Origin of the sequence: Variovorax paradoxus, assembly GCF_000834655.1 — a bacterium.
GTDB lineage: Bacteria > Pseudomonadota > Gammaproteobacteria > Burkholderiales > Burkholderiaceae_C > Variovorax > Variovorax paradoxus_F.
This window is the reverse complement of record NZ_JXQQ01000025.1, coordinates 36,167-62,850: the sequence shown is the minus strand read 5'-3', so window position 1 is coordinate 62,850 and position 26,684 is coordinate 36,167. Positions and strand designations below refer to the sequence as shown.

General features: G+C 65.4%; 28 protein-coding genes and 1 tRNA gene. 21 read left to right on the top strand and 8 right to left on the bottom strand.

Annotated elements, in window-relative coordinates; translation table 11 throughout:
* The first annotated feature begins 3 nt into the window (after positions 1–3).
* The 3 genes from RT97_RS11540 to RT97_RS11530 are packed head-to-tail and all read left to right on the top strand — an operon-like array spanning position 4 to position 2,206.
* Entirely contained in the window at positions 4–900 is an 897-nt protein-coding gene (locus tag RT97_RS11540; RefSeq protein ID WP_042578916.1) for an ABC transporter permease, read from the top strand.
* On the top strand, positions 900–1,694 hold the full coding sequence (locus RT97_RS11535; protein WP_042578915.1) for an ABC transporter ATP-binding protein: 795 nt from the start codon (positions 900–902) through the stop codon (positions 1,692–1,694). The genes RT97_RS11540 and RT97_RS11535 overlap by 1 nt, the downstream gene beginning before the upstream one ends.
* Positions 1,694–2,206 (top strand): GNAT family N-acetyltransferase, encoded by a 513-nt coding sequence (locus RT97_RS11530; protein ID WP_042578914.1) that lies wholly within the window; start codon positions 1,694–1,696, stop codon positions 2,204–2,206. Before RT97_RS11535 ends, RT97_RS11530 begins: the two co-directional genes overlap by 1 nt.
* A gap of 7 nt (positions 2,207–2,213) precedes the next feature.
* On the opposite strand, the gene RT97_RS11525 is transcribed toward RT97_RS11530, so the two are convergent.
* Positions 2,214–2,492, bottom strand: a complete 279-nt coding sequence (locus RT97_RS11525) for a hypothetical protein (protein WP_042578913.1) — start codon at positions 2,490–2,492, stop codon at positions 2,214–2,216.
* Between the two features lie 125 nt (positions 2,493–2,617).
* On the opposite strand from RT97_RS11525, the gene hemA reads away from it, so the two are divergent.
* From hemA to RT97_RS11495, 6 genes are all read left to right on the top strand, one after another.
* Positions 2,618–3,889, top strand: a complete 1,272-nt coding sequence (hemA, locus tag RT97_RS11520; RefSeq protein ID WP_042578912.1) for a glutamyl-tRNA reductase — start codon at positions 2,618–2,620, stop codon at positions 3,887–3,889.
* A 99-nt stretch (positions 3,890–3,988) separates the two neighbouring features.
* Positions 3,989–5,077 carry a peptide chain release factor 1 gene (gene prfA, locus RT97_RS11515; RefSeq protein WP_042578911.1) on the top strand — a complete coding sequence of 363 codons (1,089 nt, stop codon included), beginning with the start codon at positions 3,989–3,991 and terminating at the stop codon, positions 5,075–5,077.
* Positions 5,077–5,925 (top strand): peptide chain release factor N(5)-glutamine methyltransferase, encoded by an 849-nt coding sequence (gene prmC, locus RT97_RS11510; protein WP_042578910.1) that lies wholly within the window; start codon positions 5,077–5,079, stop codon positions 5,923–5,925. Before prfA ends, prmC begins: the two co-directional genes overlap by 1 nt.
* A 32-nt stretch (positions 5,926–5,957) precedes the next feature.
* The gene (gene grxD / locus RT97_RS11505; RefSeq protein ID WP_013543189.1) at positions 5,958–6,284 is read left to right on the top strand and encodes a Grx4 family monothiol glutaredoxin; all 327 of its coding nucleotides are present in this window, start codon (positions 5,958–5,960) and stop codon (positions 6,282–6,284) included.
* 16 nt (positions 6,285–6,300) lie between these two features.
* Positions 6,301–6,813: a cupin domain-containing protein gene (locus tag RT97_RS11500; protein ID WP_042578909.1), complete on the top strand. Its 513-nt coding sequence runs from the start codon at positions 6,301–6,303 to the stop codon at positions 6,811–6,813.
* 52 nt (positions 6,814–6,865) lie between these two features.
* Positions 6,866–8,149 (top strand): hemolysin family protein, encoded by a 1,284-nt coding sequence (locus RT97_RS11495; protein ID WP_042578908.1) that lies wholly within the window; start codon positions 6,866–6,868, stop codon positions 8,147–8,149.
* A gap of 107 nt (positions 8,150–8,256) precedes the next feature.
* On the opposite strand, the gene RT97_RS11490 is transcribed toward RT97_RS11495, so the two are convergent.
* Entirely contained in the window at positions 8,257–8,937 is a 681-nt protein-coding gene (locus RT97_RS11490; RefSeq protein WP_042578929.1) for a lytic transglycosylase domain-containing protein, read from the bottom strand.
* 53 nt (positions 8,938–8,990) lie between these two features.
* The gene (locus RT97_RS11485; protein WP_042578907.1) at positions 8,991–10,736 is read right to left on the bottom strand and encodes a proline--tRNA ligase; all 1,746 of its coding nucleotides are present in this window, start codon (positions 10,734–10,736) and stop codon (positions 8,991–8,993) included.
* A 145-nt stretch (positions 10,737–10,881) separates the two neighbouring features.
* Between RT97_RS11485 and RT97_RS11480 the strand changes: the two genes are divergently transcribed.
* Both RT97_RS11480 and RT97_RS11475 read left to right on the top strand, forming a co-directional pair.
* Positions 10,882–11,550, top strand: a complete 669-nt coding sequence (locus RT97_RS11480; protein ID WP_042578906.1) for an RNA pyrophosphohydrolase — start codon at positions 10,882–10,884, stop codon at positions 11,548–11,550.
* Entirely contained in the window at positions 11,498–12,091 is a 594-nt protein-coding gene (locus RT97_RS11475) for a CNP1-like family protein (protein ID WP_172672191.1), read from the top strand. The genes RT97_RS11480 and RT97_RS11475 overlap by 53 nt, the downstream gene beginning before the upstream one ends.
* Before the next feature lie 65 nt (positions 12,092–12,156).
* Here RT97_RS11475 and proB read toward each other — a convergent pair whose 3' ends face one another.
* From proB to rplU, 4 genes are all read right to left on the bottom strand, one after another.
* The gene (gene proB / locus RT97_RS11470) at positions 12,157–13,296 is read right to left on the bottom strand and encodes a glutamate 5-kinase (RefSeq protein ID WP_042578905.1); all 1,140 of its coding nucleotides are present in this window, start codon (positions 13,294–13,296) and stop codon (positions 12,157–12,159) included.
* A gap of 78 nt (positions 13,297–13,374) precedes the next feature.
* Positions 13,375–14,451: an Obg family GTPase CgtA gene (gene cgtA, locus RT97_RS11465; RefSeq protein WP_042578904.1), complete on the bottom strand. Its 1,077-nt coding sequence runs from the start codon at positions 14,449–14,451 to the stop codon at positions 13,375–13,377.
* 71 nt (positions 14,452–14,522) lie between these two features.
* A complete protein-coding gene (rpmA, locus tag RT97_RS11460; RefSeq protein WP_013543198.1) occupies positions 14,523–14,783 on the bottom strand; it encodes a 50S ribosomal protein L27 in 261 nt (86 codons plus the stop codon).
* A 12-nt stretch (positions 14,784–14,795) separates the two neighbouring features.
* On the bottom strand, positions 14,796–15,107 hold the full coding sequence (rplU, locus tag RT97_RS11455) for a 50S ribosomal protein L21 (RefSeq protein WP_042578903.1): 312 nt from the start codon (positions 15,105–15,107) through the stop codon (positions 14,796–14,798).
* A 183-nt stretch (positions 15,108–15,290) separates the two neighbouring features.
* Here rplU and RT97_RS11450 point away from each other — a divergent pair, with 183 nt between their 5' ends.
* From RT97_RS11450 to RT97_RS11405, 10 genes are all read left to right on the top strand, one after another.
* Positions 15,291–16,283 carry a polyprenyl synthetase family protein gene (locus tag RT97_RS11450; protein WP_042578902.1) on the top strand — a complete coding sequence of 331 codons (993 nt, stop codon included), beginning with the start codon at positions 15,291–15,293 and terminating at the stop codon, positions 16,281–16,283.
* A 53-nt stretch (positions 16,284–16,336) separates the two neighbouring features.
* Positions 16,337–16,413: transfer RNA gene (locus RT97_RS11445), tRNA-Pro, on the top strand.
* Positions 16,414–16,525: 112 nt separating this feature from the next.
* A complete protein-coding gene (gene pilB / locus RT97_RS11440) occupies positions 16,526–18,259 on the top strand; it encodes a type IV-A pilus assembly ATPase PilB (RefSeq protein ID WP_042578901.1) in 1,734 nt (577 codons plus the stop codon).
* A gap of 24 nt (positions 18,260–18,283) precedes the next feature.
* Positions 18,284–19,516 carry a type II secretion system F family protein gene (locus RT97_RS11435; protein WP_042578900.1) on the top strand — a complete coding sequence of 411 codons (1,233 nt, stop codon included), beginning with the start codon at positions 18,284–18,286 and terminating at the stop codon, positions 19,514–19,516.
* Positions 19,516–20,481, top strand: coding sequence for a prepilin peptidase (locus tag RT97_RS11430; protein WP_042578899.1), 966 nt, complete (start codon positions 19,516–19,518; stop codon positions 20,479–20,481). The genes RT97_RS11435 and RT97_RS11430 overlap by 1 nt, the downstream gene beginning before the upstream one ends.
* Before the next feature lie 10 nt (positions 20,482–20,491).
* Positions 20,492–21,100, top strand: a complete 609-nt coding sequence (gene coaE, locus RT97_RS11425) for a dephospho-CoA kinase (RefSeq protein ID WP_042578898.1) — start codon at positions 20,492–20,494, stop codon at positions 21,098–21,100.
* A 73-nt stretch (positions 21,101–21,173) separates the two neighbouring features.
* A complete protein-coding gene (locus RT97_RS11420; protein ID WP_042578897.1) occupies positions 21,174–22,667 on the top strand; it encodes an MBOAT family O-acyltransferase in 1,494 nt (497 codons plus the stop codon).
* A 12-nt stretch (positions 22,668–22,679) separates the two neighbouring features.
* Positions 22,680–23,693, top strand: coding sequence for a hypothetical protein (locus RT97_RS11415; protein ID WP_253278210.1), 1,014 nt, complete (start codon positions 22,680–22,682; stop codon positions 23,691–23,693).
* 36 nt (positions 23,694–23,729) lie between these two features.
* A complete protein-coding gene (zapD, locus tag RT97_RS11410; protein WP_042578895.1) occupies positions 23,730–24,485 on the top strand; it encodes a cell division protein ZapD in 756 nt (251 codons plus the stop codon).
* Complete coding sequence (locus tag RT97_RS11405) at positions 24,482–24,694, top strand: DNA gyrase inhibitor YacG (RefSeq protein ID WP_042578894.1); 213 nt, start codon at positions 24,482–24,484, stop codon at positions 24,692–24,694. Before zapD ends, RT97_RS11405 begins: the two co-directional genes overlap by 4 nt.
* Before the next feature lie 13 nt (positions 24,695–24,707).
* On the opposite strand, the gene RT97_RS11400 is transcribed toward RT97_RS11405, so the two are convergent.
* Entirely contained in the window at positions 24,708–26,654 is a 1,947-nt protein-coding gene (locus tag RT97_RS11400) for an acyltransferase family protein (protein WP_042578893.1), read from the bottom strand.
* Positions 26,655–26,684: the final 30 nt, after the last annotated feature.

The following is a 26,684-nucleotide window of genomic DNA, read 5'->3' as shown; positions in this document are numbered from 1 at the left end:
TTTATGTCGCTCATCGCTTCGCTGGGCGCCATCGAGATCGGTCTGATATTCGGACTGGTCGCGTTGGGCGTCTTCATGTCGTTTCGCATCATCAACTTCCCCGACCTCACGGTGGACGGCAGCTTTCCGCTGGGCGCCGCCGTGGCCGCGACACTGATCGTCCTGGGCTGGAACCCCGCCGCCGCTACGGCGGTGGCCTGCGTGGCGGGCGCCGCGTCGGGCTGGGTCACGGCCTGGCTCAATGTCAAGCTCAAGATCATGCAGTTGCTCGCGAGCATCCTGGTGATGATCGCGCTGTACTCGGTCAACCTGCGCGTGATGGGCAAGCCCAACGTGGCGCTCATCACCGAGCCGACCGTGTTCACCATGGTTGACTTCGGCGGCATGCCCGAGCAATGGGCCAAGCCGCTGTTGCTGCTCCTGATCGTGATCGTCGCGAAGATCGTGGTCGACATGTTCTTCGCTTCCGAAGCGGGCCTGGCGATGCGCGCCACCGGCGGCAACGCACGAATGGCGCGGGCCCAGGGCATCTCGACGGACTTCCACACGATGGCGGGTCTGGCGCTCTCCAACGCGCTGGTGGCGCTGGCTGGCGCGCTCTTCGCGCAGAGCCAGGGCACGGCCGACATCTCGATGGGTGTGGGCACGATCGTGATCGGCCTGGCCGCGGTGATCATCGGCGAGACGCTGCTGCCCGCGCGCAGCATGGTGATCACCACGCTGGCCTGCGTGCTGGGGGCCCTCCTCTACCGCTTCTTCATCGCGATGGCGCTGAACACCGACTTCATGGGCCTGCAGGCGCAGGACCTGAACCTGGTGACCGCCGTGCTGGTGGCGTTCGCGCTGCTGGTGCCCGCCTACAAGCGCAAGCTGGGCGGCTTGTTCAAGGGGAAGAACTGATGCTGCGCGCCCAACAACTGGAGATGACTTTCAACCCGGGCACGCCGATCGAGAACCGCGTGCTGCGCGGCCTCAGCCTGGAAATTCCGACCGGCCAGTTCGTCACCGTGATCGGCTCGAACGGCGCGGGCAAGTCGACTTTTCTCAATGCGGTGAGCGGCGACCTGATCGTCGACAAGGGCAGCATCGAGATCGACGGCAAGGACGTGACGCGCATGAACGCCTGGCAGCGCTCGGGCATGGTGGCCCGCGTGTTCCAGGACCCGATGGCCGGCACCTGCGAGGCGCTGACCATCGAGGAGAACATGGCGCTGGCGTGGAAGCGCGGCGAGCGCAGGGGTTTCGGCTTTTCGCTGAATCGCAACCTGCGCGAGCTGTTTCGCGAGAAGCTGTCGATCCTCAAGCTCGGTCTGGAAAACCGGCTGGCCGACCGCATCGGATTGCTCTCGGGCGGACAGCGGCAGGCGGTGAGCCTGCTGATGGCGTCGCTCAAGCCCTCGCGCATCCTGCTGCTGGACGAGCACACCGCCGCGCTGGACCCCAAGACCGCCGCGTTCGTGCTGGAGCTGACCGCCAAGATCGTCGAAGGCAGCCAGCTCACCGCGATGATGGTGACGCACAGCATGCGGCAAGCGCTGGACTACGGTTCGCGCACGGTGATGCTGCACGAGGGGCAGGTGATCCTCGACGTGGCCGGGCCGGAACGCGCGGGCCTGGATGTGCCCGACCTGCTGCGCATGTTCGAGCAGACGCGCGGCGAAAAGCTCGACGACGACAAGCTGCTGCTGGCCTGATGGCGACAGGCACTGTCTTCGTGCGTGCGATGCGCGCGGACGATCTGGACTCGGTGCTCACGATTCAGCTCGCCTGCTACGGCGCGGACTTCGTGGAAGACGGTGCGCTGATCGCGCGGCGACTGGCTGCGGCGCCGGAGACGGGCTGGGTCGCCGGGCACGAGGGAGAGGTCAGGGCCTACCTGGCGGCCTATCCCTCGATCGCCGGCAAGCTCACTGCGCTGCATGGCGAGTTCGAGGTCGCGGCGGCAGCCGACGCGCTGTACCTGCACGACCTGGCGGTGCACCCGGCCGCTTCCGGGCTTGGCCTCGGGCCGCGGCTCGTGCGGCATGCGTGGGAGCACGCGGTGCAGGCCGGATGGCGGCAGTCGACGCTGGTGTCGGTGCAGGCGTCGGTGGGCTTCTGGGAGCGGCAGGGGTATGTGGCGACGCAGCCGGCAGACCCGGCGCAACAGGCCCGGCTCGCGACCTATCCCGGCACCTCGGTCTACATGGTCCGCCGGCTGGGCTGACCCGGCTTCAGCGGCGCCAGCCGCGCATCGCGAGCCATTGCACGGTGCCGCAGACCGCCACGAGCGCCGCATAGGTCGCCATCACCCCATCGCTCCCGAACACCACCAGGCCGAGAACCAGGACCCCGACGCCGGCCGCAAACGTGATGGCCCATTGCACCCACCAGCGCGGAACGCCCGCCCGGCGCCCGCCCAGGAACCGGCCCACGAGGGCCAGCACCAGGGCGATGAACGCCGCGGGTGCCACAAAATTAAGCAGGTGATCGAAGAGGGCCGGCAGGTCCATCGGGCAGTCGGAAAGGGGGTGAGAGGGAGGCGCCGCTCACATGCGACGAAGGTTATGGCTGTTATAGGGAAAGCCATTTGTCCCTCGGCAAGCCCCGGGCCGCTGCTGATTTTATAATCACGCCCATGTCTGTCTGGGCTCTAGGCTTGAACCACACGACCGCGCCGCTCGATCTGCGCGGTCGTTTTGCGTTCGCGCTCGACCAGATCGCCCCGACCCTGCAGAGCCTGCGCAGCTCCTTTGCCGGCGGGCGCCACCCCCAGGTGGAGGCCGCGATCATCTCGACCTGCAACCGCACCGAGATCTACTGCGCCTCCGAGCACATCGCCCTCGACCACACGGTCGGCTGGCTGGCACAGAGCGGCGGCGTGGCTCCCGCCCTGCTGCGCTCGCATGCCTACACCCTGCACGACGACGAGGCCGCGCGCCACGTCTTCCGCGTGGCCAGCGGGCTCGATTCGATGGTGCTCGGCGAGGCCCAGATCCTCGGCCAGATGAAAGACGCGGTGCGCGCGGCGGAAACCGTCGGCGCCCTGGGCACCACGCTCAACCAGCTGTTCCAGCGCTCGTTCGCCGTGGCGAAGGAAGTGCGCACGGCCACCGAGATCGGCGCGCATTCCATCAGCATGGCGGCCGCGGCCGTGCGGCTGGCCGGACAACTCTTCGAAGACCTGCGCAAGACGCGCGTGCTGTTCGTCGGCGCAGGCGAAATGATCGACCTCGCGGCCACGCACTTCGCTGCCAAGGAGCCGAAGTCCATCGCCATCGCCAACCGCACGCTGGAGCGCGGCGAAAAGCTCGCCACGCGCTTCGGCGGCGAGGCGATGCGGCTGGCCGACCTGCCGGCGCGGCTCGCCGAATTCGACATCGTGATCAGCTGCACCGCGAGCACGCTGCCGATCATCGGCCTGGGTGCCGTCGAACGCGCGCTCAAGGCACGCAAGCACCGTCCGATGTTCATGGTCGACCTGGCAGTGCCGCGCGACATCGAGCCCGAAGTCAAGGCGCTCGAAGACGTCTATCTCTACACGGTCGACGACCTCGCGCAGGTCGTGCAGCAAGGCCAGGCCAACCGCCAGGCCGCGGTGGCGCAGGCCGAAGTGATCATCGACGCGGGCGTGCAGAACTTCATGCACTGGCTGGGACAGCGCGGCGCCGTGCCGCTGATCCAGCAGCTCAATGCACAGGCCGACGAGTGGCGCGCCGCCGAGATGGCGCGGGCCCGCAAGCTCCTGGCCAAGGGCGAATCGGTCGATGCGGTGCTCGAGGCGATGTCGCGCGGGCTCACGCAGAAGATGATGCACGGCGCGATGGCCGAGCTGCATTCGGGCGATGCCGCATCGCGCGAGCAGACCGCGCAGACCCTCTCGCGCCTGTTCCTGCGCAAAGAGCGTTAGCGACGCTCGTCAGCGGCCCGGCCCTGCGTGCCGCGGTCTCCATGCGCCCTGCCGCTGCATGCGGCATTCGCCCCCCATTTTTTTCGAGCCTCTTCTCCCGTGAAATCCTTTCTGCGCCACCAACTCGAACGCTACGTCCAGCGGCTGGGCGAGCTCGACTTCCTGCTCTCGCGCGAAGACATCATGAGCGACATGGCGCAGTACCGCACCATCTCGCGCGAGCACGCCGAGATCACGCAGATCGCCGGCCGCTACGAGCGCTACAAGCAGCGCGAGACCGACATCGCCGGCGCGAAGGAAATGCTCGAGGACCCGGACATGGCCGAGATGGCGCGCGAGGAAATCGCGGGTGCCGAGGCCGAGCTCGTGCAGCTCGAAGAAGAACTGCAGCGCCTCTTGCTCCCCAAGGATCCCGACGACGCGCGCAATGCCTTCATGGAAATCCGCGCCGGCACGGGCGGCGACGAATCGGCGCTTTTCGCGGGCGACCTGCTGCGCATGTACACGCGCTACTGCGAGCGCGCAGGGCTGCGCTGCGAGATCGTGAGCGAGAGCGCGAGCGAGCTCGGCGGCTACAAGGAAGTGGTGATCCGCATCGTCGGCGACGACGTCTTCGGCAAGCTGCGCTTCGAATCGGGCGGCCACCGCGTGCAGCGCGTGCCGGCCACCGAGACCCAGGGCCGCATCCACACCAGCGCCTGCACGGTCGCCGTGCTGGCCGAGCCCGATGAAACCGTGGCGGTGCAGATCAACCCCGCCGACCTGCGCATCGACACCTACCGCGCGAGCGGCGCCGGCGGCCAGCACATCAACAAGACCGATTCGGCCGTGCGCATCACGCACATCCCGACCGGCATCGTGGCCGAGTGCCAGGACGACCGCAGCCAGCACCGCAACAAGGCCAAGGCGCTGCAGGTGCTGTCGGCGCGCATCCAGGAAAAAGACCGCAGCGAACGCGCCGCCAAGGACGCGGCGATGCGCAAGGGCCTGATCGGCAGCGGCGACCGCTCGGACCGCATCCGCACCTACAACTTCCCGCAGGGTCGGCTCACCGACCACCGCATCAACCTCACGCTCTACAAGCTGCTGGCGATCATGGAAGGCGACCTGGGCGACGTGCTGGAGGCGCTGCGCGCCGCGCGCGAGGCCGAGCAACTGGCGGAACTGGAATCGAGCCTGCCCGCGTGATGACCGACGCCACCGCTCCATCCACCGTGGCCGAGGCCTTGACAGCGGCGATGGCCCTGGGCATCGATCGGCTCGATGCCCAGTTGCTGCTGCTGGCCGCGCTGGGTCGCGCACCGCACGACCGCGCCTGGCTGCTCGCGCACGACACCGACGCCATGCCTGATGCCGCATGGGCAGCGCTCGCGTCGCAGCTGTCGCGCCGCGTCGCGGGCGAGCCGGTGGCCTACCTGCTCGGCACCAAGGAATTCCACGGCCTCGACCTGCAGGTCGACGCGCGGGTGCTGGTGCCGCGCCCGGACACCGAGACGCTGGTCGACTGGGCGCTGCAATGCCTCGAAGGCCGCACCGCTCCACGCGTGCTCGACCTCGGCACGGGCAGCGGCGCGATCGCGCTGGCCCTGCAGCATGCGCGCCCGGATGCACAGGTCGATGCGGTCGATGCCAGTGCCGACGCGCTGGCCGTCGCAGAGGCCAACGCCCGGCGCCTCGGACTGCGGGTGCGCTTTGCCCGGGCCCATTGGCTCGACGGCGCCGCCTACGGCTACACGGTCATCGCCAGCAATCCGCCGTACATCGCCGCCGATGACCCACATTTGCCCGCGCTGCAGCATGAGCCTTCCAGTGCCCTGGTTGCGGGCGCGGACGGGCTCGATGACATCCGCCAGATCGTCCAGAGCGCCCCCGGCCACCTCGCCGACGGCGGCTGGCTGCTGCTCGAACACGGCCACGACCAGGCCCCCGCCGTGCGCCAGTTGCTCGACACCCGCGGCTTCGCCGAAGTCCAAAGCCGGGACGACCTGGCAGGCATCCAGCGATGCTCGGGCGGAATCTGGCGCGCGGTGAAATAATCGCTTCAGCCCCCCACTTTTCAGGAGTTCCCATGTCCGACGCTCAGCAACGCATCGACGACCTCGTCAAAACCAACGAACTCGTGCTCTTCATGAAGGGCAATGCCAGCTTCCCGATGTGCGGCTTCTCTGGCCGCGCGATCCAGATCCTCAAGGCCGTGGGCGTCGACACCAAGACGCTCAAGACCGTCAATGTGCTCGAAGACGACGGCATCCGCCAGGGCATCAAGGAATACAGCAACTGGCCCACGATCCCCCAGCTCTACGTGAAAGGCGAATTCGTCGGCGGCTCGGACATCATGATGGAGATGTACGAGTCGGGCGAGCTGCAGCAGGTGCTGAACGGCAACCCCGCCTGAGTTTTCGGGGCTTGCCATGAGCCACGATCACGCGGACCACGGCCATTCGCATGATGGCGACGACGCCGCCCCGGCCTGGAAGCACGACGGCGTTCGCGTGATCGGGGCCAACCAGCTCGACGTCAACACCGCGCAGACGCCCGGCATGAACCGGGCCGCCGCCATCAACTTCGCCCGCGTGGGCGCCCAGAAGCTCTGGGCCGGCACGGTCACCATCCATGCCGATGCCAAAACGGGCGCCCATCACCACGGGCACCTCGAATCGGTGATCTACGTCGTGCGCGGCCGAGCCCGCATGCGATGGGGCGAGAAGCTCGAGTTCACCGCCGAGGCCGGGCCGGGCGACTTCATCTACGTGCCGCCCTATGTGCCGCACCAGGAAATCAACGCGAGCGCAACCGAGACGCTCGAATGCGTGCTGTGCCGCAGCGATGGCGAGGCGGTGGCCGTGAACCTCGACATCGAACCTGTGGAGAAACCCGAATCGGTGCTGTGGGTCGATCCGACCCATCCGCACGGCGGCGTCTGAAGGTTTTTCGCGGGCCGAGTCATGGCACCATGGCGCTCTTCGCCGTGCCACCATGAACCTCACCCAAAGCCTGCTCATCATCGTCCTGCTGATCGCGATGAGCGCGTTCTTCTCCCTTGCCGAAATCACCCTGGCCGCGTCGCGGCGCCTTCGCCTGCGCCAGATGGCCGACGAAGGCGATCCACGGGCCGAGCGCGTGCTGCGCGTGCAGGAGCAGCCTGGCCATTACTTCACGGTCGTGCAGATCGGCCTCAACGCGGTGGCGATCCTCGGCGGTGTCGTGGGCGAGGGCTCGCTCAGCCCGTATTTCGCGCGATTCTTCGAGAGCTGGCTGAGCGTGGAGGCGTCCGCGAACGTGGCGTTCCTCTGCTCATTCGTGATCGTGATCGCGGTGTTCCTGGTGTTCGCCGACCTCTTTCCCAAGCGGCTGGGCATGAGCGATCCGGAGCGCATTGCGGTGCGCATGGTCGGGCCCATGCTGGTGCTGATCACCACCTTCAAGCCGCTGGTGTGGTTCTTCACGCGCTGCACCGACCTGCTGTTCAAGGTGCTCGGCATGCCGATGGCGCGCGACGACAAGATCACCTCGGCCGACATCCTCGCCATGACCGAGGCCGGCGCGCGGGCCGGCGTGCTCGCCGTGCGCGAGCAGCAGGTGATCGCCAACGTGTTCGAGCTCGACACGCGGCTCGTGAGCAGCGTGATGACGGCGCGCGACAGCATCGCCTGGTTCCTGCACGACGACCCCGAGTCGGTGCTGCGCGCGCGCATCGTGGCCGAGCCCTTCTCGGCCTACCCGGTGTGCGATGGCGACATCGACCACGTGCTCGGCTATGTCGATGCCAAGGAGATGTTCCAGCGCGTGCTCAGCGGGCAGCCGCTGGCCTTCGACCAGGGCCTCACGCTGCACAAGGCGCTGGTGATTCCCGACAGGCTCTCGCTGACCGAGGTGCTCGAGCAGTTCCAGCAGGCGCACGAGGACTTCGCGATCATCGTCAACGAGTACAGCCTGGTGGTGGGCGTGATCACGCTCAACGACGTGATGAGCACGGTGATGGGCGACCTGGTGACGATGCCCGACGAGGAGCAGATCGTGAAGCGGGACGAGAACTCATGGCTGATCGATGGCGTGACGCCGATCCAGGACGTGCAGCGCGCGCTGCAGATCGACGAGCTGCCGCATTCGGACGAGTACGAAACGCTGGCGGGTTTCCTGATGGTGATGCTGCGCCGTGTGCCCAAGCGAACCGACAGCGTGACCTGGGGCGGCTACACCTTCGAGGTGATGGACGTGGACAGCTACCGCATCGACCAGGTGATGGTCACAAAAACCTAGTCTCGCCCCCAAGGCTGCGCGCACGTCGTGTCGCTCGGCCGTCCCCTGCCACGGGTAATACCTGCGGCCCGGGGGAGCCGGCCCCACGGTATTCCTGAAAGCGAGATTCAGGCTGCCGAGCGGTCCTTTTCGTGTTCGCGATCCCTGTCGCGTTCGCGCGCCTTGTCGTCGTAGGCCCAGAGCCGCTGGTTCGCGAACACGGCGTTCGGGTATGGCGACTTGCCGCGGCTGCCGTTGTAGCGGCCGAGGGTCATGTACAGGTCGCCGTTCTCGCGGTCCAGGTAGTGACGCAGGATCACGCAGCCGAAGCGCAGGTTGGTCTGCATGTGAAAGAGCTTGGCCGAATCGCTGTCGCCGATCACGCGGGTCCAGAACGGCATGACCTGCATGTAGCCCCGGGCGCCGGCGCTGGACACCGCGAACTTGCGGAAGTTGCTCTCGACCTGGACCAGCCCGAGCACCAGGCTCACGTCGAGCCCCGAGCGCTTGGCTTCGTACCAGACGGTCTGCAGGAATTCCTTGCGCGTCGGCCAGTCGGCGATCTTCTTCTTGAGCCGCTCGCTCATTTCGCCGAGCCAGCGCAGGTAGACCAGGCGCGCCTCGGTGGTCGAGAACTCCGGCACCGGCGGCGCCTTGTTGTGGATGGCCGAACTCAGCGCGGTGCGCACCGAGTCGATCAGCGGCTCTTCGATCTGTGCACCGGCAAACGCGGACTGCGGCAACGCAGCCAGCGACAGCGCGCCCGAAGCCGCGGCGAACCCGATGCACTTGCGCCGCGAGATGGCCATGCCATCCGCCGCGGCGGTTGCCCCTGGGTCGTCGGTGCAACGGCCGGTGAAGCTCATGCGGCGAGCTTGCCGGCGATGAAGTCGGCGATGCCGGCCGACGGCACCTTCGTGGCGGCCGTGTCGCGGCGGTGCTGGTACTCGAGCTGGCCTTCCTTCAGGCCGCGGTCGGAGATGACCACGCGGTGCGGCACGCCGATCAGCTCCCAGTCGGCGAACATCGCGCCGGGGCGCTCGCCGCGGTCGTCCAGCAGCACATCGACGCCCTTGGCGAGCAGCGATTCATAGAGCGCCTCGGCGGCCGCCTTGACCTCGGGGCTGCGGTCCATGCCGATGGGACAGACCACCACGGTGAACGGTGCCAGCGCGTCGGGCCAGATGATCCCGCGCTCGTCGTGGTTCTGCTCGATGGCGGCGGCCGGCAGGCGGGTGATGCCGATGCCGTAGCAGCCCATCTCGAGGAACTGCGGCTTGCCGCCTTCGTCCAGGTAGGTGGCGTTCATGTCCTTGCTGTACTTGGTGCCCAGCACGAAGACGTGGCCGACTTCGATGCCCCGTTCGATGGCCAGCACGCCCTTGCCGTCGGGCGAGGCATCGCCCGCCACCACGTTGCGCAGGTCGGCCACGATTTCAGGCTCGGGCAGGTCGCGGCCCCAGTTGACGCCGGTCATGTGGAAATCGACCTCGTTGGCGCCGGTGATCCAGTCGGCCAGCACGGCGGCCTCGCGGTCGGCGATGAGCTTGACGGGCTTCTTCAGGTTCAGCGGGCCGAGGTAGCCGGGCTTGCAGCCGAAGTGATCGTCGATTTCGGCGAGCGTGGCGAAGCGGAAGCCCTGGTCCAGGCCCGACACCTTGCTGACCTTGATCTCGTTCATGTCGTGGTCGCCGCGCAGGAGCAGCAGCCAGACCTGCGAACCCTTCGGGTTGCCGGCCTCATCGAGGATGTCGGTGGCCAGCACCAGCGACTTGATGGTGGTTGCAAGCGGCACGCCGAGCAGCTCGGCCACGTCGGCGCATGTGCTCTTGCCGGGGGTCGGCGTTTTCTCGAGCGCCTTGGCGGCTGCGGGGCGCGGGCCGGCCGGGGCCAGCGCCTCGGCCTTTTCCATGTTGGCGGCGTAATTGCTGTCGGGGCAGTAGACGATGGCGTCCTCGCCGGTGGCGGCGATCACCTGGAACTCTTCGCTCAGGTCGCCACCGATGGCACCGCTGTCGGCCGCCACGGCGCGGTAGCGCAGGCCGAAGCGGTCGAAGATGTTGCGGTACGCCTGCGCCATCACTTGGTAGCTGGCCTTGGCCGCATCGAGGTCGCGGTCGAAGCTGTAGGCGTCCTTCATGATGAATTCGCGCCCGCGCATCAGGCCGAAGCGGGGACGCCGCTCGTCGCGGAACTTGGTCTGGATCTGGTAGAAATTCTTCGGCAGCTGCTTGTAGCTGCGGATTTCCTGGCGGGCGATGTCGGTCACCACCTCCTCGCTGGTCGGCTGGATCACGAAGTCGCGGTCATGCCGGTCCTTGATGCGAAGGAGCTCCGGGCCCATCTTCTCGAAGCGCCCGGTCTCCTGCCAGAACTCGGCCGGCTGGACCACCGGCATCGTGAGCTCGATGGCCCCAGCGCGGTTCATCTCTTCCCGCACGATCGCCTCGACCTTGCGGATCACGCGCAGCCCCATCGGCATGTAGGTGTAGATGCCCGTGCCGAGCTTCTTGATCATGCCGGCCCGCATCATCAGACGGTGGCTCGCGACCTCTGCATCGGCGGGCGCTTCCTTGAGGGTGGAGACAAAAAATCGGGAAGCTTTCATCGGGATCGTGGTGATGGAATCGCTGGATTCGACGTACGGAAGTGGGGAACTGCTCCCCCGGAGAGACCCTGAGAGACTGGCATCGCGCTTGCCGAGGGCAACCCGGCATGCATAATCGACTCAGTTCAAAAATTGGGGTTTGATTATGCTCGACCGGGACGGCTTCAGGCCCAACGTCGGCATCATCCTGCTCAACCAGAGAAACCAGGTTTTCTGGGGCAAACGCATACGCACGCATTCCTGGCAGTTTCCGCAAGGCGGCATAGACCGCGGCGAAAGTCCCGAGCAAGCCATGTTCCGGGAACTGCACGAGGAAGTGGGGCTCCACCCGGAGCATGTGCGCATCGTGGCCCGTACCCGCGACTGGTTGCGCTACGAGGTGCCGGATCGGTTCATCCGCCGTGACGCACGGGGCCACTACAAGGGCCAGAAACAAATCTGGTATTTGCTGCAACTCGTCGGCCACGACTGGGATCTGAACCTGCGTGCAACCGACCATCCCGAATTCGACGCCTGGCGCTGGCATGACTACTGGGTGCCGCTCGACGTCGTCGTCGAGTTCAAGCGCGGCGTCTACGAGATGGCGCTCACCGAGCTTGCTCGCTACCTGCCCCGGCAGGATTTCCGCAACCGCTTCCTGCGCAGCAATGTGCGCGCCCGAGAATTCGAGCGCCATCCGCTGGACGCCGGAGCGCCCGCGGGTCTGGACCTGCCGCCCGGCGGCAGCTTCGATCCGCATCCCGACATTCCTTCTGCGAGCGATGAACCTCCTCTTCCCAACAACAACGCGCCCTTCTTTCCGACGCAACGCTGAGCGCGTTCTTCTCCTGGCCTGCTTCGGCATCCTCGCCGGATGCGCATCGGGCAAGTACGACACCGACAACCCCGACTGGGCGCAAGCGGGCTCGCCGCCGCCGCCCAAGCGGTCCGAGACGGACAAGGAATGGGAAGAAACGGCAGCACCGCCGCCGCCGGCCTTCAGCGAAAGCCGCCTGCTGCCGATCGAAATGCCTCCGTACATGAGCCTGAAGTTCGGCATCGATCCGGGAACGATCACGATCACGCCCGACGGCATCGTGCGCTACGTGGTGGTGGCCAGCAACCGCAGCGGCGGGGCCGTCAATGCCTTCTACGAAGGCGTGCGTTGCTCGACCGCCGAGATGAAGAGCTATGCGCGCTACAACAGCGGCGCATGGCAGGAAGTGACGAAGCAAGAATGGAAGCGCATCACCGACCTGAATTCGCGCTACACGCGGGCACTGTCGAGCCAGGGCATCTGCCGCGGCAACGCGCCGCGCAGTTCGGTCGGGGAGATGGTGCAGAACATCCGCAATCCGGTGCGCGAAGTGCAATAGGCGAAGCGACGCCGAGATGAAGAAACGGGGCCTTGGGCCCCGTTTTTCTTTCGCCGATCTGCCGATCAGCTGGGCATCAGCACCATGTTGTCGCGGTGGACCATCTCCGGCTCCGCGACATAGCCCAGCAGGCGCTCGAACTCGCCGGAGGGCTTCCGGCACAGCAGGCGCGCCTCCACGCTCGAATAGTTGGCCAGGCCCCGCGCCAGCTCGACGCCCTCGGCGTCGCGTACCGCGATCACGTCGCCGCGCGAGAACTCACCCGACACGCCCGTCATGCCGATCGGCAGCAGGCTCTTGCCTTCGGCGCGCACCTTGGCCGCGGCCCCCGCATCGACGATGACGGCGCCGCGCAGCTGCAGGTGGTCGGCCATCCAGCGCTTGCGCGCCTGGTGCTTGGCCGTCTGCGCCACCAGCAGCGTGCCGATGGATTCGCCGCGCGTGAGACGCAGCAGGGCATCGGCCTCGCGGCCCCAGGCGATCACGGTCGATGCGCCCGAGCCGGCGGCGCGCTTGGCGGCCAGGATCTTGGTGATCATCCCGCCGCGGCCGAGGCTGGAGCCCGCCCCGCCAGCCATGGCCTCGAGCGCCGGGTCGCCGGCCGCTGCTTCGTGCACGAACTTGGCGTCCGGGTCCTTGCGCGGATCGGCCGTGTAGAGGCCCTTCTGGTCCGTCAGGATGATCAGCGCATCGGCTTCGACCAGGTTGGCCACGAGCGCGCCGAGCGTATCGTTGTCGCCGAACTTGATCTCGTCGTTGACGACGGTGTCGTTCTCGTTGATGACCGGCACCACGCCCAGGCGCAGCAGCGTGACGAGGGTCGAGCGAGCGTTGAGATAGCGCTCGCGGTCGGCCAGGTCGGCGTGGGTCAGGAGCACCTGCGCGCTGCCGATCTCGTTCTCGCGCAGCTTGGTCTCGTACATCTGGGCCAGGCCCATCTGGCCGACAGCCGCAGCCGCCTGGAGCTCGTGGATTTCATGAGGCCGGGTGCGCCAGCCGAGGCGCTTCATGCCTTCGGCGATGGCGCCGCTGGACACCATCACGACCTCGCGCCCTTCGCGCACCAGTGCCGCAAGCTGCCGGCACCACTCGCCGATGGCGGCTTCATCGAGACCACGCCCCTCGTTGGTCACGAGGCTCGAGCCCACCTTGACGACGATACGGCGGGCATCCCGCAAGGCAGTGGATCCGGAATTCGATGTCATGGGGGGGCGTGTCGCGGTCGTGAAGGCTGCTGATTTTGCTATCTGTCGAGTCGCATCGATTTCGATGCCATGCCGCACTCAGGCCGGATCGGGCGGCAGCTGGACAAAGCGCGGATCGACCTCGACCGGCTCGTGTTCAGCCACCTGCTGGGCCTTGACCTGCTGGTAGACGGCCTGCACCAGATGCTCGCAACCCTCGCGCGTGAGCGCCGAGATCTCGAACACCGGCCCCTTGAAGCGCAGCCGCTTGACGAAGTCCTTGACCAGCGCCGCGCGCTCGTCGGCGGGCACCATGTCGAGCTTGTTCAGCACCAGCCAGCGCGGCTTGTCGTAGAGCGCCGCATCGTATTTCTTCAGCTCGCCCACGATGGCCTTGGCTTGCGCCACCGGGTCGACAGCGTCGTCGAACGGGGCCATGTCGATCACATGCAGCAGCAGCCGCGTGCGCTGCAGGTGGCGCAGGAAGAGATGGCCGAGGCCGGCGCCTTCCGATGCGCCTTCGATCAGGCCGGGCAGGTCGGCCACGACGAAGCTCTGCTCCGGACCGACGCGCACGACACCCAGATTCGGATGCAAGGTAGTGAAGGGATAGTCCGCAATGCGCGGACGTGCGTTCGAGATGGCGCTGATCAGCGTCGACTTGCCCGCATTCGGCATGCCCAGCAAGCCGACGTCGGCGAGCACCTTCAATTCGAGCTTCAGGCTCTTCTTTTCACCGGGCCAGCCCGGCGTCTTCTGCCGCGGAGCGCGGTTGATGGCGCTCTTGAAGCGCATGTTGCCGAAGCCGCCGTCGCCGCCCTTGGCGATGGTGATGACCTCGCCTTCGGTCAGCAGCTCGTACAGCACTTCACCCGTTTCGGCGTCGCTGATGATCGTACCGACCGGCACCTTGAGCGTGATGTCGTCGCCTGCGGCGCCGAACATGTCAGAGCCCATGCCGTGCTCACCACGCTTGGCTTCGTGCCGGCGCGAATAGCGGAAATCGACCAGTGTGTTGAGGTTCGAGTCGGCCACCGCGAACACATGGCCGCCGCGGCCGCCGTCGCCGCCGTTGGGGCCGCCGAATTCCTTGTACTTCTCATGACGGAACGACACGCAGCCGTTGCCGCCATCGCCGGCGGCGATGTCGATGAAGGCTTCGTCTACGAACTTCATGGGATGTCCAGTCTACAAATGAAGAAGCCCCGGCAAAGCGGGGCCTCGGGCTGATCGAAGTGACGCGAGGCTTACGCCGCGGGGGTCACGTTGACCATGTGCTTGTTGAGCGCACCCTTGTGACCGAACGACACGTGGCCGTCGACCAGGGCGAAGAGCGTGTGGTCCTTGCCCACGCCGACATTCACGCCGGGGTGGAACTGGGTGCCGCGCTGACGCACGATGATCGAGCCTGCGCTGATCAGTTCGCCGCCGAACGCCTTCACGCCGAGCATCTTGGGCTTGGAATCGCGCCCGTTTCGCGTTGAGCCGCCGCCTTTTTTCTGTGCCATGGAATGTGCTCCTTAGCCGGCGATCGCGCCGATTTGCAGTTCGGTGAACTGCTGGCGATGGCCTTGACGTTTCTGATAATGCTTGCGACGGCGCATCTTGAAGATGCCGACCTTGTCGTGCTTGCCGTGCGACAGTACCGTGACTGTCACCGTTGCGCCGGACACCAGGGGCGTGCCAACCTTGATTTCAGCGCCGTTTCCGACTGCCAGAACCTGGTCGATCACGATTTCCTGGCCTACGTCCGCAGCAATCTGTTCTACTTTAATTTTTTCGCCGGAAGCAACGCGATACTGCTTGCCGCCGGTTTTTATGACCGCGTACATGTAAGACCTCTTAGAAATGAGTCTCCGCAGCGAATTCCGCAGAGCCCAAGATTATAGCGCGGTTCGTACCCGCTAACCCCCTTCGCCTCGTCCGACCCCTGGCAGGCAGGCGGCCCTCCCTATAATTTGCGCCTTCCGGCCCCTGGGCCGCCCTCATCTTCAGCAGCGCCCCGCGCCTCCGCTTTGCCAGTCCCCGCCGCCGACACCTCCCCTACCGCCACCGTGCTGGACCTGATTGCCGGCGACATGGTCGAAGTCGACCGCGTGATCGCACGCCGCCTCGACACAGGCGTGCCGTTGGTCAGCCAAGTCTCCAAGTACATCATCTCCGCGGGCGGCAAGCGCCTGCGGCCCGCGCTCCTGCTGCTGATGTCGGGCGCATTGGGATACACGAGCGAACAGCGCTTCAACTTGGCGGCCGTGGTGGAGTTCATCCACACCGCCACACTGCTGCACGACGACGTTGTCGACGAGTCGACACTGCGACGTGGTCGCGCAACCGCCAACGAATCGTTCGGCAACCCGGCCAGCGTGTTGGTCGGGGACTTCCTGTACTCGCGAGCATTCCAGATGATGTTGGATGCAAACAACACTCGCGTGATGGAAATCCTGGCCGAAGCGACCAACGTGATCGCGGAAGGCGAAGTGCTTCAGTTGATGAACATGCATGACGCTTCGCTGGACGAAGCTGCGTACCTGCGCGTCATCCGTTCGAAGACCGCCAAGCTTTTCGAGGCCAGCACACGCCTTGCCGCCGTGCTCGCTGGGGTCGCGCCGGAAGTGGAGGAAGCCTGCGCCACCTACGGGCAGGCGCTTGGCACCGCATTCCAAGTGATCGACGACGTGCTGGACTACGCTGGCGACGCCCAAGAGACAGGAAAGAACGTCGGCGACGACCTGCGCGAAGGTAAAACCACCCTCCCCCTGATTTTTGCCATGCAGCGCGGCACGCCAGTCCAGAGCGGATTAGTGCGCGCGGCCATCGAAGCAGGTGACACGGCTCAGCTGAGCAAGGTCGTGGAGATCGTGCGCGAAACCGGCGCACTGGATGCATCCCGCGCTGCGGCCGCCGCCGAGGCAAAACGCGCAATCGATGCTTTGCGCGACTTTCCATCGAATTCGCACGCCGCCGGTTTGCTACAATTGGCGGCTCAGTTGCTTGAGCGACGTGCCTGAAACACCTCACCAGAGTTGGCATTTAGGACGACTTCTTTTTTCTTGCAACCAATCGGGGTGTAGCTTAGCCTGGTAGAGCGCTACGTTCGGGACGTAGAGGCCGGAGGTTCGAATCCTCTCACCCCGACCAGCCTTTGGCTGGCATAAATAATGGCCATGCCTGTTGCTGTGTAGCGATTTACAGCACAGGGGCGATGAGCGATGATCGTGAAGCACTTTCTCACATCTTTTTCATTCGCTGAATGGCCGCTGCCGAACTTCCAGTTAAAGAACTCTCGCAAATAGCCCTCCCGGGCTTGGCGCGGGCTCTCGTTTCGGCTGGCAAGTTGCCCGCAAAAATCGCAGAAGACATCTACCAGAAGTCCCTGAGCGGCCGCACCAGCTTCATCGCAGAGTTGACTGGGACAGGTGCGGTCTCTGCAGCCGATCTCGCCCACACACTTTCCACCGCTTTCGGCGCACCGCTGCTCGATCTCGACGCCATCGACCACCAGCGTCTACCCAAGGATTTGCTCGATCCGAAGCTGTGCCACGCATATCGCATCGTTGTCCTCAGCAAGCGGAACAACCGTCTCATTGTTGCAACGGCGGACCCGTCTGACCAGCAAGCCGCGGAGAAGATCAAGTTCGCCTCGCAAATGGGCGTTGACTGGGTCATCGCGGAATACGACAAGCTTTCGCGAATGATCGATGCTGCCGCAGCGAGCGCGGCAGAGACCATCAATAACATCGTCGGCTCCGAATTCGAGTTCGATGATGTAAGCGCCGAAACCGCGGGCGACGTCAGCGAACAGGCGATCGCCGAAGTCGAAGACGCGCCTGTCGTGCGCTTTCTTCACAAGATGCTGCTCGACGCAGTCAGCATGCGCGCCTCCGACATTCACTTCGAGCCTTACGAGCATCACTACCGCGTGCGCTTCCGGGTCGACGGCGAACTGCGCGAAATTGCCAGTCCGCCCACCGTCATCAAGGACAAGTTGGCGTCCCGCATCAAGGTCATCTCGCGGCTCGACATTTCCGAAAAGCGCGTGCCGCAGGACGGCCGCATGAAGCTCAAGATCGGGCCGGACCGCGTGATCGACTTTCGCGTGAGCACGCTGCCCACGCTGTTCGGCGAAAAGATCGTGGTACGTATCCTGGACCCAAGCAGTGCACGGCTGGGTATCGACGCGCTCGGCTACGACGCTGTAGAAAAAGAGCGCCTCCTTTACGCCATCGGCCGCCCCTACGGCATGGTGCTTGTCACCGGTCCCACGGGCTCGGGCAAGACGGTGTCGCTCTACACCTGCCTGAATCTTTTGAACCAGCCAGGCGTCAACATCGCGACGGCGGAAGATCCGTCCGAAATTAACCTGCCAGGCGTCAACCAGGTCAACGTCAACGAGCGGGCCGGCCTAACCTTCGCCACCGCATTGCGCGCGTTCCTGCGCCAAGATCCGGACATCATCATGGTCGGCGAAATTCGCGACCTCGAAACCGCCGACATCTCGATCAAGGCCGCGCAGACTGGCCATCTGGTGCTCTCGACGCTGCACACCAACGACGCTCCCACCACGCTCACGCGCATGCGCAACATGGGCATTGCGCCGTTCAACATCGCATCGAGCGTGATCCTGATCACCGCGCAGCGCCTCGCGCGACGGCTTTGCACGGTATGTCGCGTGCCGGCGGACATCCCACGGGAAGCATTGCTTGAAGCGGGCTTCAAGGAAGCGGACCTGGACGGCACGTGGAAGCCCTACCGCCCGGTCGGTTGCTCCGCATGCAGCGGAGGCTACAAAGGCCGCGTCGGCATCTACCAGGTGATGCCGATCACCGAAGCCATCCAGGAAATCATCCTGCGCGATGGCAGCGCACTCGACATCGCGCAGCAATCCGAAGCCGAGGGCGTGCGTTCGCTGCGCCAATCGGGCCTCGGAAAAGTCAGGCAGGGTCTCACTTCGCTCGAAGAAGTGGTGGCTTGCACCAACGAATAACGAACACTGAATACCGGAGATCGAATGGCAACAGTGGCATCCCCCCGCTCCTCCCAGATCACGCACAAGGAATTTGTCTTCGAGTGGGAAGGCAAGGACCGTAACGGCAAGCTGGTGCGCGGCGAACTTCGAGCCGCCGGTGAGAACCAGGTACAGGCTGCGCTGCGACGTCAAGGCGTGCTCGCCAGCAAGATCAAGAAGCGCCGCATGCGCTCGGGCAAGGCCATCAAGCCCAAGGACATCGCGATCTTCACGCGCCAACTCGCCACCATGATGAAGGCCGGCGTGCCGCTCATGCAGTCCTTCGACATCGTCGGCCGCGGCAACGCGAATGCAAGCGTTGCGAAGCTGCTCAACGACATCCGCAGCGACGTGGAAACCGGCACTTCGCTGTCAGCCGCCTTCCGCAAGTTCCCGAAGTACTTCGACAACCTTTACTGCAATCTGGTGGAGGCTGGTGAAGCGGCGGGTATTCTCGAAGAGTTGCTCGATCGTCTTGCCACCTACATGGAAAAGACCGAGGCGATCAAGTCGAAGATCAAGTCGGCGTTGATGTATCCGACCTCTGTGGTGGTCGTCGCATTCGTCGTGGTGGCGATCATCATGATCTTTGTGATTCCGGCCTTCAAGCAGGTCTTCACTTCGTTCGGCGCCGACTTGCCGGCTCCGACACTGTTTGTGATGGCCATGAGCGAGTTCTTTGTGTCTTACTGGTGGCTGATCTTTGGGGGCATCGGGGGCGGGTTTTACTTTTTCATGCAGGCATGGAAACGCAACGAGCGCATGCAAAAGTTCATGGACCGCCTGGTTCTGCGCATTCCGATTTTTGGCACGCTGATTGAAAAATCCTGCATTGCACGCTGGACGCGAACGCTTGCCACGATGTTTGCCGCTGGCGTGCCGCTGGTCGAAGCGCTGGATTCGGTGGGAGGTGCTTCCGGCAATTCCGTCTACGGCGATGCCACCGCCAAGATTCAGCAAGAAGTGTCGACCGGCACCAGCCTCACGGCTGCAATGACCAACGTCAATCTCTTCCCCTCGATGGTGATCCAGATGACCGCCATTGGCGAAGAATCCGGCTCCATCGACCACATGCTGGGCAAGGCTGCCGACTTCTACGAATCCGAGGTCGACGACATGGTCGCTGGTCTCTCCAGCCTGATGGAACCCATCATCATCGTGTTCCTCGGCACCATCATCGGTGGCATCGTGGTGTCGATGTATCTGCCCATCTTCAAGCTCGGCCAAGTCGTCTGATGCCGGTTTCGCAAGGGTTCGACGCCGTCCTGGCCGGCGTGCTGGGGCTATTGATCGGCAGCTTCCTGAATGTCGTGATCTACCGGACCCCGGTCATGATGTACCGGGAGTGGCTCTCCGACGCCGTCGCCAACCTGATGACGTCGAAGGACGTGCCCTCGCTGTGGTCGCTGGTCTTCGGCCCCAAGGCTGTGCCGCCTGCCGGACTCGAAGCCGCGGCGGACAAGGCGGCAGTGGCGATCGAGAGCCTCCCGCCCTTCGACCTCACGCGCCCCGCATCACGCTGCGGCGCCTGCGGCCACAAGATCCGCTGGTACCAGAACATCCCTGTTTTGAGCTACCTGTTCCTGCGCGGCCGCTGTGGGTCGTGCAAGACCCCGATCAGCCCGCGCTATCCGTTGGTCGAGCTGGTCACGGGCGCTTTCTTCGCCCTCTGCGGCTGGCGTTTCGGCCTCACCCCCGCGGGTGCGTTGTGGGCGGCCTTCGCCGCGCTCCTGATCTGCCAGTTCCTGATTGATTTCGACACCCAGTTCCTGCCCGATTCGCTGAACTACGCCCTCCTCTGGCTCGGCCTCGTCGGTGCGGCCATGGGCTGGACCGGCGTGCCCCTGAGTTCGGCGGTGTGGGGTGCGGTGTTCGGCTACCTGAGCCTCTGGCTTGTGTACCATGCCTACCGCCTGGTCACAGGCAAGGAAGGCATGGGCTATGGAGACTTCAAACTGCTCGCCGCACTGGGCGTCTGGCTCGGCGCCGACTACCTCATCGCCATCATCCTCGTCTCTTCGCTGGTGGGCGCGGTGATCGGCATCACCCTTCGCGTGGTCGGCAAGCTGGCGCACAAGGACATCCCGATCGCGTTCGGTCCCTTCCTGGCCGGCGCGGGCCTCGTCTGCCTGGTGATCGGTCCCGAAGTCGTGCGGCAATGGGTGCCCTTCGCGTTCCCGCTCGGCGCGCTGATCCATTGAGAATCCGGGCATGGTTCGGCGCATCGGCCTGACGGGCGGCATCGGCAGCGGCAAGAGCACCGTAGCCGGACTGCTGGTTGCCCAGGGCGCCGTGCTGGTCGACACCGACGCGATCGCACGCAGAATCGCGCAGGCCGGCGGCATCGCGATGCCGGCGCTCGAAGCTGCTTTCGGACGAGGCGTCATTGCCCCTGACGGCGGCCTCGACAGGGCTGCCATGCGCCAGATCGTGTTCACCGATGCGGGCGCCAAGGTGCGGCTCGAATCCATCCTGCATCCGCTGATCGGCACGGAAACCCAGCGCCAGGCCGCAGCCGCGGGCGAAGTCGCCGTCGTGGTGTTCGACGTACCGCTGCTCGTCGAATCCGGTCGCTGGCGAGCCATCGTGGACCGGGTGCTGGTGGTCGACGCCACCGAAACCACGCAGCTCCAGCGCGTTGTCGCCCGCTCGGGCTGGACGCCCGAAGCCGTCAACGCGGTGATCGCCCAGCAGGCCTCGCGCCGGGCGCGCCGGGCAGCCGCCGACGCAGTCATTTTCAACGAGTCATTGACGCTCGCGGAACTCGAAACCGAAGTGCAGGGTCTCTGGAAGCAGTGGGCTGCGGCCACCACGCGATAATCCGAGACCTGCCGCTATCGCGGCTGCATAACGATTACGACAAAAAGGCGCTCGCCGCAGTGCCCTCCCCGAGATGCTTTTCAACTCGTATCCATTCATTTTTGTCTTTTTCCCGTTGGTCCTGATCGGGTTTTTCCTGATTGGCAAGCGCAACGCCCGCGCTGCCGCCGGCTTCCTCGCGCTGGCTTCGCTCTTTTTCTACGGCTGGTGGAGCGTGCAGGCCCTGCCGCTGCTGCTGGGTTCCATCTGCGTCAACTACTGGTTCGGCCTGCACCTGTCGCCCGCGCCGGGCCGCGACGACCGCAAGCGCAAGACGCTGCTGATCTGTGCATTGGTGGTCAACCTGGGTGTGCTCGCCGTCTTCAAGTACGCCAACTTCTTTCTGGAAAACGTCGACGCGGGCCTGGTCGCCGCAGGCCTCACGCCGATCGAGCTGGTGCACATCGTGCTGCCGATCGGCATCTCGTTCTACACCTTCACGCAGATCGCCTTCCTGGTCGACTGCTGGCAGGGCAAGGTGCACGAGCGCAGCTTCGTCCATTACCTGCTTTTCGTGACCTACTTCCCGCACCTGATCGCGGGCCCCGTGCTGCATCACGCGCAGATGATGCCGCAGTTCGCGAACCCTTCCACCTACCGGCTCGACCCGAACAAGGTGGCCATCGGCATCGCCATCTTCGTCTTCGGCCTTGCCAAGAAACTGCTGATCGCCGACCCCCTGGGCCAGTACGCCGACATGATGTTCAACGGCGTGCACAAGGGCATCGAGCCCACGCTCTACACCGCGTGGTTCGGAGCGCTCGCCTACACGCTGCAGATCTATTTCGACTTCTCGGGCTACTCGGACATGGCGGTGGGCCTCTCGCTGTGCCTGGGCGTGCAACTGCCGCTCAATTTCCGCTCGCCCTACAAGTCGACCAACATCATCGAGTTCTGGCGCCGCTGGCACATCTCGCTGTCGAACTTCCTGCGCGACTACCTCTACGTGCCGCTGGGCGGCAACCGCAAGGGCCCGGCCCGGCGCTACCTGAACCTGTTCCTCACGATGCTGCTGGGCGGCCTCTGGCACGGCGCCGCCTGGACCTTCGTGATCTGGGGCGCGCTGCACGGCATCTTCCTGATGATCAACCACCTCTGGAACGCCAAGGTGCGCCGCAACGCCACGCCCGGGCGCATCGCCCGCCTGCTCGGCTGGTTCCTGACCTTCCTCTGCGTGGTGGTGGCCTGGATCGTCTTCCGCGCCGACGGCATGCACACGGCCATGGCGATCTACAAGGGCATGCTCGGCCTGCACGGCGCGCCGCCCTCGGCGTTCAGCGAGCTGGGCCCGGTTCCGTTCCGCAAGCCCGAGTTCTTCCAGACCATGCTGGTCGGCATCATCATCTGCCTGGCGCTGCCGCCCACCATCACGCTGGAGCGCTGGATTCCGCATCCGAAGGCCGTTGCGGGCCGCCCGGTCATGGCGTGGCTCTCGACCGCGGTGCTCGCCATCGGCACGTTCGCGCTGTTCGCGTGGTGCGTCTCGAAGCTGGGCAACTACAGCCCGTTCCTCTACTTCCAATTCTGATTCGACATGACGATGCCCGCGAAAGTCTGGCTGCGGTTCTTCTTCATCGGCTACATCGTGCTGATGGGGCTATGGATCGTTTCGCTGACCAGCCCCATTCCCTATGGCGACCTCACGCGGATCGGGCGCCTGTCCGAGCGCGAGTTCGGCTGGACCGCGCCCCCGCCGAAAGTCGACCCCGCATTGCTCAAGGGCACGCCGGTCGATCAGGCGGACATCATGGTCATCGGCGACAGCTTCTCCATGACCTTCCGCTGGCAGTCCAAGCTCGTGGCGGCCGGCTACCGCGTCTCGACCAGCTACTGGGGCCAGTACGAGAACGCGCTGTGCGGCGACTTCGACCAGTGGGTCCAGCGCTCGGGCTTCAAGGGCAAGCTGATCATCATCGAGAGCGTCGAGCGCCTGCTGGGCGACCGCACCAAGGACAGCGCGAAGTGCGAGAAGATGCGCATGCCCTACGACGCCATGCCGCATCCCCTGGTCAAGCCGGACGAGACCGTGCCCGAACCCGCGCCCAACTGGAACGTCCAGTTCATGACCGGCGTGACCACGTACTACAACACGTGGAAAGCGAAAAAGTCTGCAACCGACACCTACTTCGACTGGAACACCTGGGTGCGCCCGGTGCCCAACGGCTGCAAGTACTTCTCGCACCACGCATGCGACAAGATGCCTTTCTTCGCCGAAGACGAGGACAACGGCCCGCTGACCCTCGCGCACCTGGATTGGATGAAGAACTTCACAGCCGCGCACAGCGCCGTCCCGATCATGTGGATGGTGATCCCCAACAAGACCACGGTGTACCTGAAGCCCGACTACTCGAAGGATTTCGAAACGGGCTTCCGCGAATCTAAGCTGACGGGCCCCGACCTCTTCGCTTTTACACGTGAGAAACACTCTCAGGTTCGCGACTTCTATTTCTCGAACGACACTCACATGTCGATGCACGGACAGCTCCTGCTCGGCGACCGCATGCTGGCCGCCGTGCGCGAGGTGCTTCCGACGCCCCCTTCCAAATCACCCTGAAGTTATGATCCCGCGACAGGAAACCGATAAAAACGCGTGATCCTTTACGAGTACCCCTTCAACGAGCGCATCCGCACCTACCTGAGGCTGGAACACCTGTTCCGTCGCCTCGGAGAACTGGTGCCCTCGGAATCGCCGCTTTCCCATCACTACGCCCTGATCACGATCTTCGAGATCATGGACGTGGCGGCGCGCGCAGACCTCAAGGCCGATGTGCTGCGAGATCTCGACAAGCACAAGAACGTCTTCAACAGCTACCGGGGCAATCCGGCCATCGCTGAAGCAGTGCTCGACCAGGTCGTCGGCCAACTCGAAGGCAACTTCGCCGCCCTCAACAGCGTCGCCGGCAAGGCCGGCCAGGCGCTGACGGAGAACGAGTGGCTCATGAGCATTCGCAGCCGCGCCGGCATTCCGGGCGGCACCTGCGAGTTCGACCTGCCCGCCTACTACGCCTGGCAGCACCGCACGCCGGCCAGCCGCCGCGCGGACCTGGAGCGCTGGTCGAACACGCTCTCGCCGCTGGCTTCTTCCATCTACCTCCTGCTCAAGCTGCTGCGCGATGCCGATGTGCCCTACAAGGTCATCGCCACGAACGGGCAGTTCCAGCAGAACCTCCCGCAGGGGCGCAGCTTCCAGCTGCTGCGGCTGCGCATCGATCCCCGGCTGGGGCTGATCCCCGAAATCAGCGGCAACCGCCTCATGGTTTCGGTCCGGCTCATGCGGCACGAGGCCGACGACCGTTTGCACCAGAGCACGGAAGACGCGCCTTTTGAATTGACACTCTGCGCATGACGGGGAAGGTGAACGACAAAGGCGAGCGGATCGTCCGTTGCCCCAGTTGTGGCGGCGAGAGCATCTACGCGCCCTCCAACCCCTACCGGCCCTTCTGCAGCGCGCGCTGCAAGGGCGTCGATCTCGGCGCCTGGGCCAGCGAAGAATTCCGGATGCCGGCCGAGGCGCCACCCGACGACGATCCGTTCGGCGACCCCAAGCTCCAGTAGACCGGCACCGCGCCTACCGGCCGCCGTCCCCGAGGAACACTGGGTCCAGATAGCCCGCGTGCTCCCGCACGTAGAAGGGCCGCAAGTGCTCGCGGTCCTTGTAGACCGGCGTGCCATCGGGCATGGACCGCACGCACTCGCCCGACCTGCAAAGCTGCGCGAGCACGTCGATGGCCTCCGCCCCGCTCGATGCGGCAATGCGCTTCAACCGCTCGTTGAGCTCTGCCTGTTCGGGCGGCAACGGGCCGGTGGTGGTGCTGGTCAGCGCGGTCATCCGCCCCATGCGGCTGCCCTCGATCAGGCGGCGCGGCTCGAACTCCACGCTGCGCGCGTTGTCCAGCAGCAGGTACACCTTTTTCTTGCTCTGGACGAGCGTCGTCAACAGTTTCTCGAGTGCGTCGAGCGAACGCCCGAGGCCCGGGCCGCCGTTGTTGATCGGGTAGGCCGATCCACCCTCCTGGAAGTAGAAGGCCAGCGGGAAATTCCCGGTGAAGTAGCAGTTCCAGCACGCGCCGACGACGACCGTGTCGATCCGCGGGTCCAGTGCCAGTTCGAGCATGCCGGTGCGCGCCTTGTCGCAGCCTTCGTTGCCATCGGACAGCACGCCCGGCACCGGCGGGCAGGCCCCGTAAGTCGCGAAGTACGCCGTGGCCATCTGCGCCGGCGCGCTGCGCGCGAGTTCCAGCGCGCGCGGTGCGTACTGCTGCACATGGCTGTCGCCGATCAGCAGCACCTTGCGCGCGCCGCTGCCGGTGCGCTCGACCTTGTGCGCTCCGAGCTTTTCCTGTTTGAAGCCGTCGTAGTAGTTGTCGTCCACCGTGGCGTCGGTCACCTTGCGCAGCAGGTCGCTGCCGTTGCGCGGCGGCATGCCGCCCAGCGCCAGCACGCCGACCAGCGCGACCGCCACGCCGGAGGTGGCCAGCGCGCGCAGCATGCCGACGCCCGTGCGCGCCCGGGTGAACCGCTCGAGAAAGCGGTAAGTGGCCCACGCCAGCAAGACGCTCGCGACAACCGCGCCCGCACGCACCCAGGCCGACGGATTGCCCTCTTCCACGATCCGCGCATACACCAGGAGCGGCCAGTGCCACAGGTAAAGCGGATAGCTGATGAGGCCGATCCACACCATCACCCGGTTCGAGAGCACGTACTTGTTCAGCACGCCGCCCGGCCCGGCCGCGATGCAGCTGACCGCCCCCAGCGTCGGCAGCAGCGCCCACCAGCCCGGAAAGGCCTTGTCGCTGCGCGTCATCACGAGCCCCAGCACGAGCAGGCCCACGCCCAGCACCGACTGGAGATGGCTGCGCCACACGCTCGGCGCGACGGGCTTGAGCCGCATACACGCCAGGATGCCGCCGACCATCAGCTCCCAGAAACGCGAGGCCGGCGAGTAGAACGCCGCCTCGCGGAACGGATGCACCGTCGTCACGTTGACCAGGAACGACGCCACTGCGATCACCCACAGCAGCCGCACGATCGGCCAGCGCCGACGCCATGCCACGCCCAGCAGCAGCGGCCAGAAAATATAGAACTGCTCCTCGATGCCGAGGGACCACAGGTGCAGCAGCGGCTTGGTCTCGGCCGCGGTATCGAAGTACCCCGACTCGCCCCAGAAGATGAAGTTGGCCACGAAGGCCGCACCGCCCGCCGCCTGCTTGCCGAGCTCGGCAAACTCTCGCGGCAGCAGCGCATACCAGCCGAAGGCCAGCGTCGCCGCCAGCACCAGCATCAGCGCCGGAAAGATCCGCCGGATGCGGCGTGCATAGAAGTCGCGGTAGCTGAAATCGCTCGCCGCGTGGCTCTGCATGATGATCGTCGTGATCAGGAAGCCCGAGATCACGAAGAAGATGTCGACCCCGATGAAGCCGCCCGGCAGCGCGTCGGGAAACGCATGGAACGCCAGCACCGACGCGACCGCAACGGCGCGCAGGCCGTCGATGTCGGGGCGGTACTTGGGATGCATCTTCGGGCTCAGGCCTCGGGCGACGTCCGG

What these genes read in the sequence shown, in the direction of transcription:
- RT97_RS11535 (WP_042578915.1), top strand. Translation starts at nt 900, where the DNA reads ATGCTGCGCGCCCAACAACTGGAGATGACTTTCAACCCGGGCACGCCG.
- RT97_RS11415 (WP_253278210.1), top strand. Translation starts at nt 22,680, where the DNA reads ATGCCCGCGAAAGTCTGGCTGCGGTTCTTCTTCATCGGCTACATCGTG.
- proB (WP_042578905.1), bottom strand. Translation starts at nt 13,296, where the DNA reads ATGACATCGAATTCCGGATCCACTGCCTTGCGGGATGCCCGCCGTATC.
- coaE (WP_042578898.1), top strand. Translation starts at nt 20,492, where the DNA reads ATGGTTCGGCGCATCGGCCTGACGGGCGGCATCGGCAGCGGCAAGAGC.
- rpmA (WP_013543198.1), bottom strand. Translation starts at nt 14,783, where the DNA reads ATGGCACAGAAAAAAGGCGGCGGCTCAACGCGAAACGGGCGCGATTCC.
- RT97_RS11500 (WP_042578909.1), top strand. Translation starts at nt 6,301, where the DNA reads ATGAGCCACGATCACGCGGACCACGGCCATTCGCATGATGGCGACGAC.
- RT97_RS11475 (WP_172672191.1), top strand. Translation starts at nt 11,498, where the DNA reads ATGAACCTCCTCTTCCCAACAACAACGCGCCCTTCTTTCCGACGCAAC.
- RT97_RS11405 (WP_042578894.1), top strand. Translation starts at nt 24,482, where the DNA reads ATGACGGGGAAGGTGAACGACAAAGGCGAGCGGATCGTCCGTTGCCCC.
- RT97_RS11480 (WP_042578906.1), top strand. Translation starts at nt 10,882, where the DNA reads ATGCTCGACCGGGACGGCTTCAGGCCCAACGTCGGCATCATCCTGCTC.
- RT97_RS11495 (WP_042578908.1), top strand. Translation starts at nt 6,866, where the DNA reads ATGAACCTCACCCAAAGCCTGCTCATCATCGTCCTGCTGATCGCGATG.
- RT97_RS11435 (WP_042578900.1), top strand. Translation starts at nt 18,284, where the DNA reads ATGGCAACAGTGGCATCCCCCCGCTCCTCCCAGATCACGCACAAGGAA.
- RT97_RS11540 (WP_042578916.1), top strand. Translation starts at nt 4, where the DNA reads ATGTCGCTCATCGCTTCGCTGGGCGCCATCGAGATCGGTCTGATATTC.
- RT97_RS11530 (WP_042578914.1), top strand. Translation starts at nt 1,694, where the DNA reads ATGGCGACAGGCACTGTCTTCGTGCGTGCGATGCGCGCGGACGATCTG.
- prmC (WP_042578910.1), top strand. Translation starts at nt 5,077, where the DNA reads ATGACCGACGCCACCGCTCCATCCACCGTGGCCGAGGCCTTGACAGCG.
- RT97_RS11430 (WP_042578899.1), top strand. Translation starts at nt 19,516, where the DNA reads ATGCCGGTTTCGCAAGGGTTCGACGCCGTCCTGGCCGGCGTGCTGGGG.
- RT97_RS11400 (WP_042578893.1), bottom strand. Translation starts at nt 26,654, where the DNA reads ATGCATCCCAAGTACCGCCCCGACATCGACGGCCTGCGCGCCGTTGCG.
- RT97_RS11420 (WP_042578897.1), top strand. Translation starts at nt 21,174, where the DNA reads ATGCTTTTCAACTCGTATCCATTCATTTTTGTCTTTTTCCCGTTGGTC.
- grxD (WP_013543189.1), top strand. Translation starts at nt 5,958, where the DNA reads ATGTCCGACGCTCAGCAACGCATCGACGACCTCGTCAAAACCAACGAA.
- cgtA (WP_042578904.1), bottom strand. Translation starts at nt 14,451, where the DNA reads ATGAAGTTCGTAGACGAAGCCTTCATCGACATCGCCGCCGGCGATGGC.
- RT97_RS11490 (WP_042578929.1), bottom strand. Translation starts at nt 8,937, where the DNA reads ATGGCCATCTCGCGGCGCAAGTGCATCGGGTTCGCCGCGGCTTCGGGC.
- RT97_RS11525 (WP_042578913.1), bottom strand. Translation starts at nt 2,492, where the DNA reads ATGGACCTGCCGGCCCTCTTCGATCACCTGCTTAATTTTGTGGCACCC.
- rplU (WP_042578903.1), bottom strand. Translation starts at nt 15,107, where the DNA reads ATGTACGCGGTCATAAAAACCGGCGGCAAGCAGTATCGCGTTGCTTCC.
- pilB (WP_042578901.1), top strand. Translation starts at nt 16,526, where the DNA reads ATGGCCGCTGCCGAACTTCCAGTTAAAGAACTCTCGCAAATAGCCCTC.
- RT97_RS11485 (WP_042578907.1), bottom strand. Translation starts at nt 10,736, where the DNA reads ATGAAAGCTTCCCGATTTTTTGTCTCCACCCTCAAGGAAGCGCCCGCC.
- hemA (WP_042578912.1), top strand. Translation starts at nt 2,618, where the DNA reads ATGTCTGTCTGGGCTCTAGGCTTGAACCACACGACCGCGCCGCTCGAT.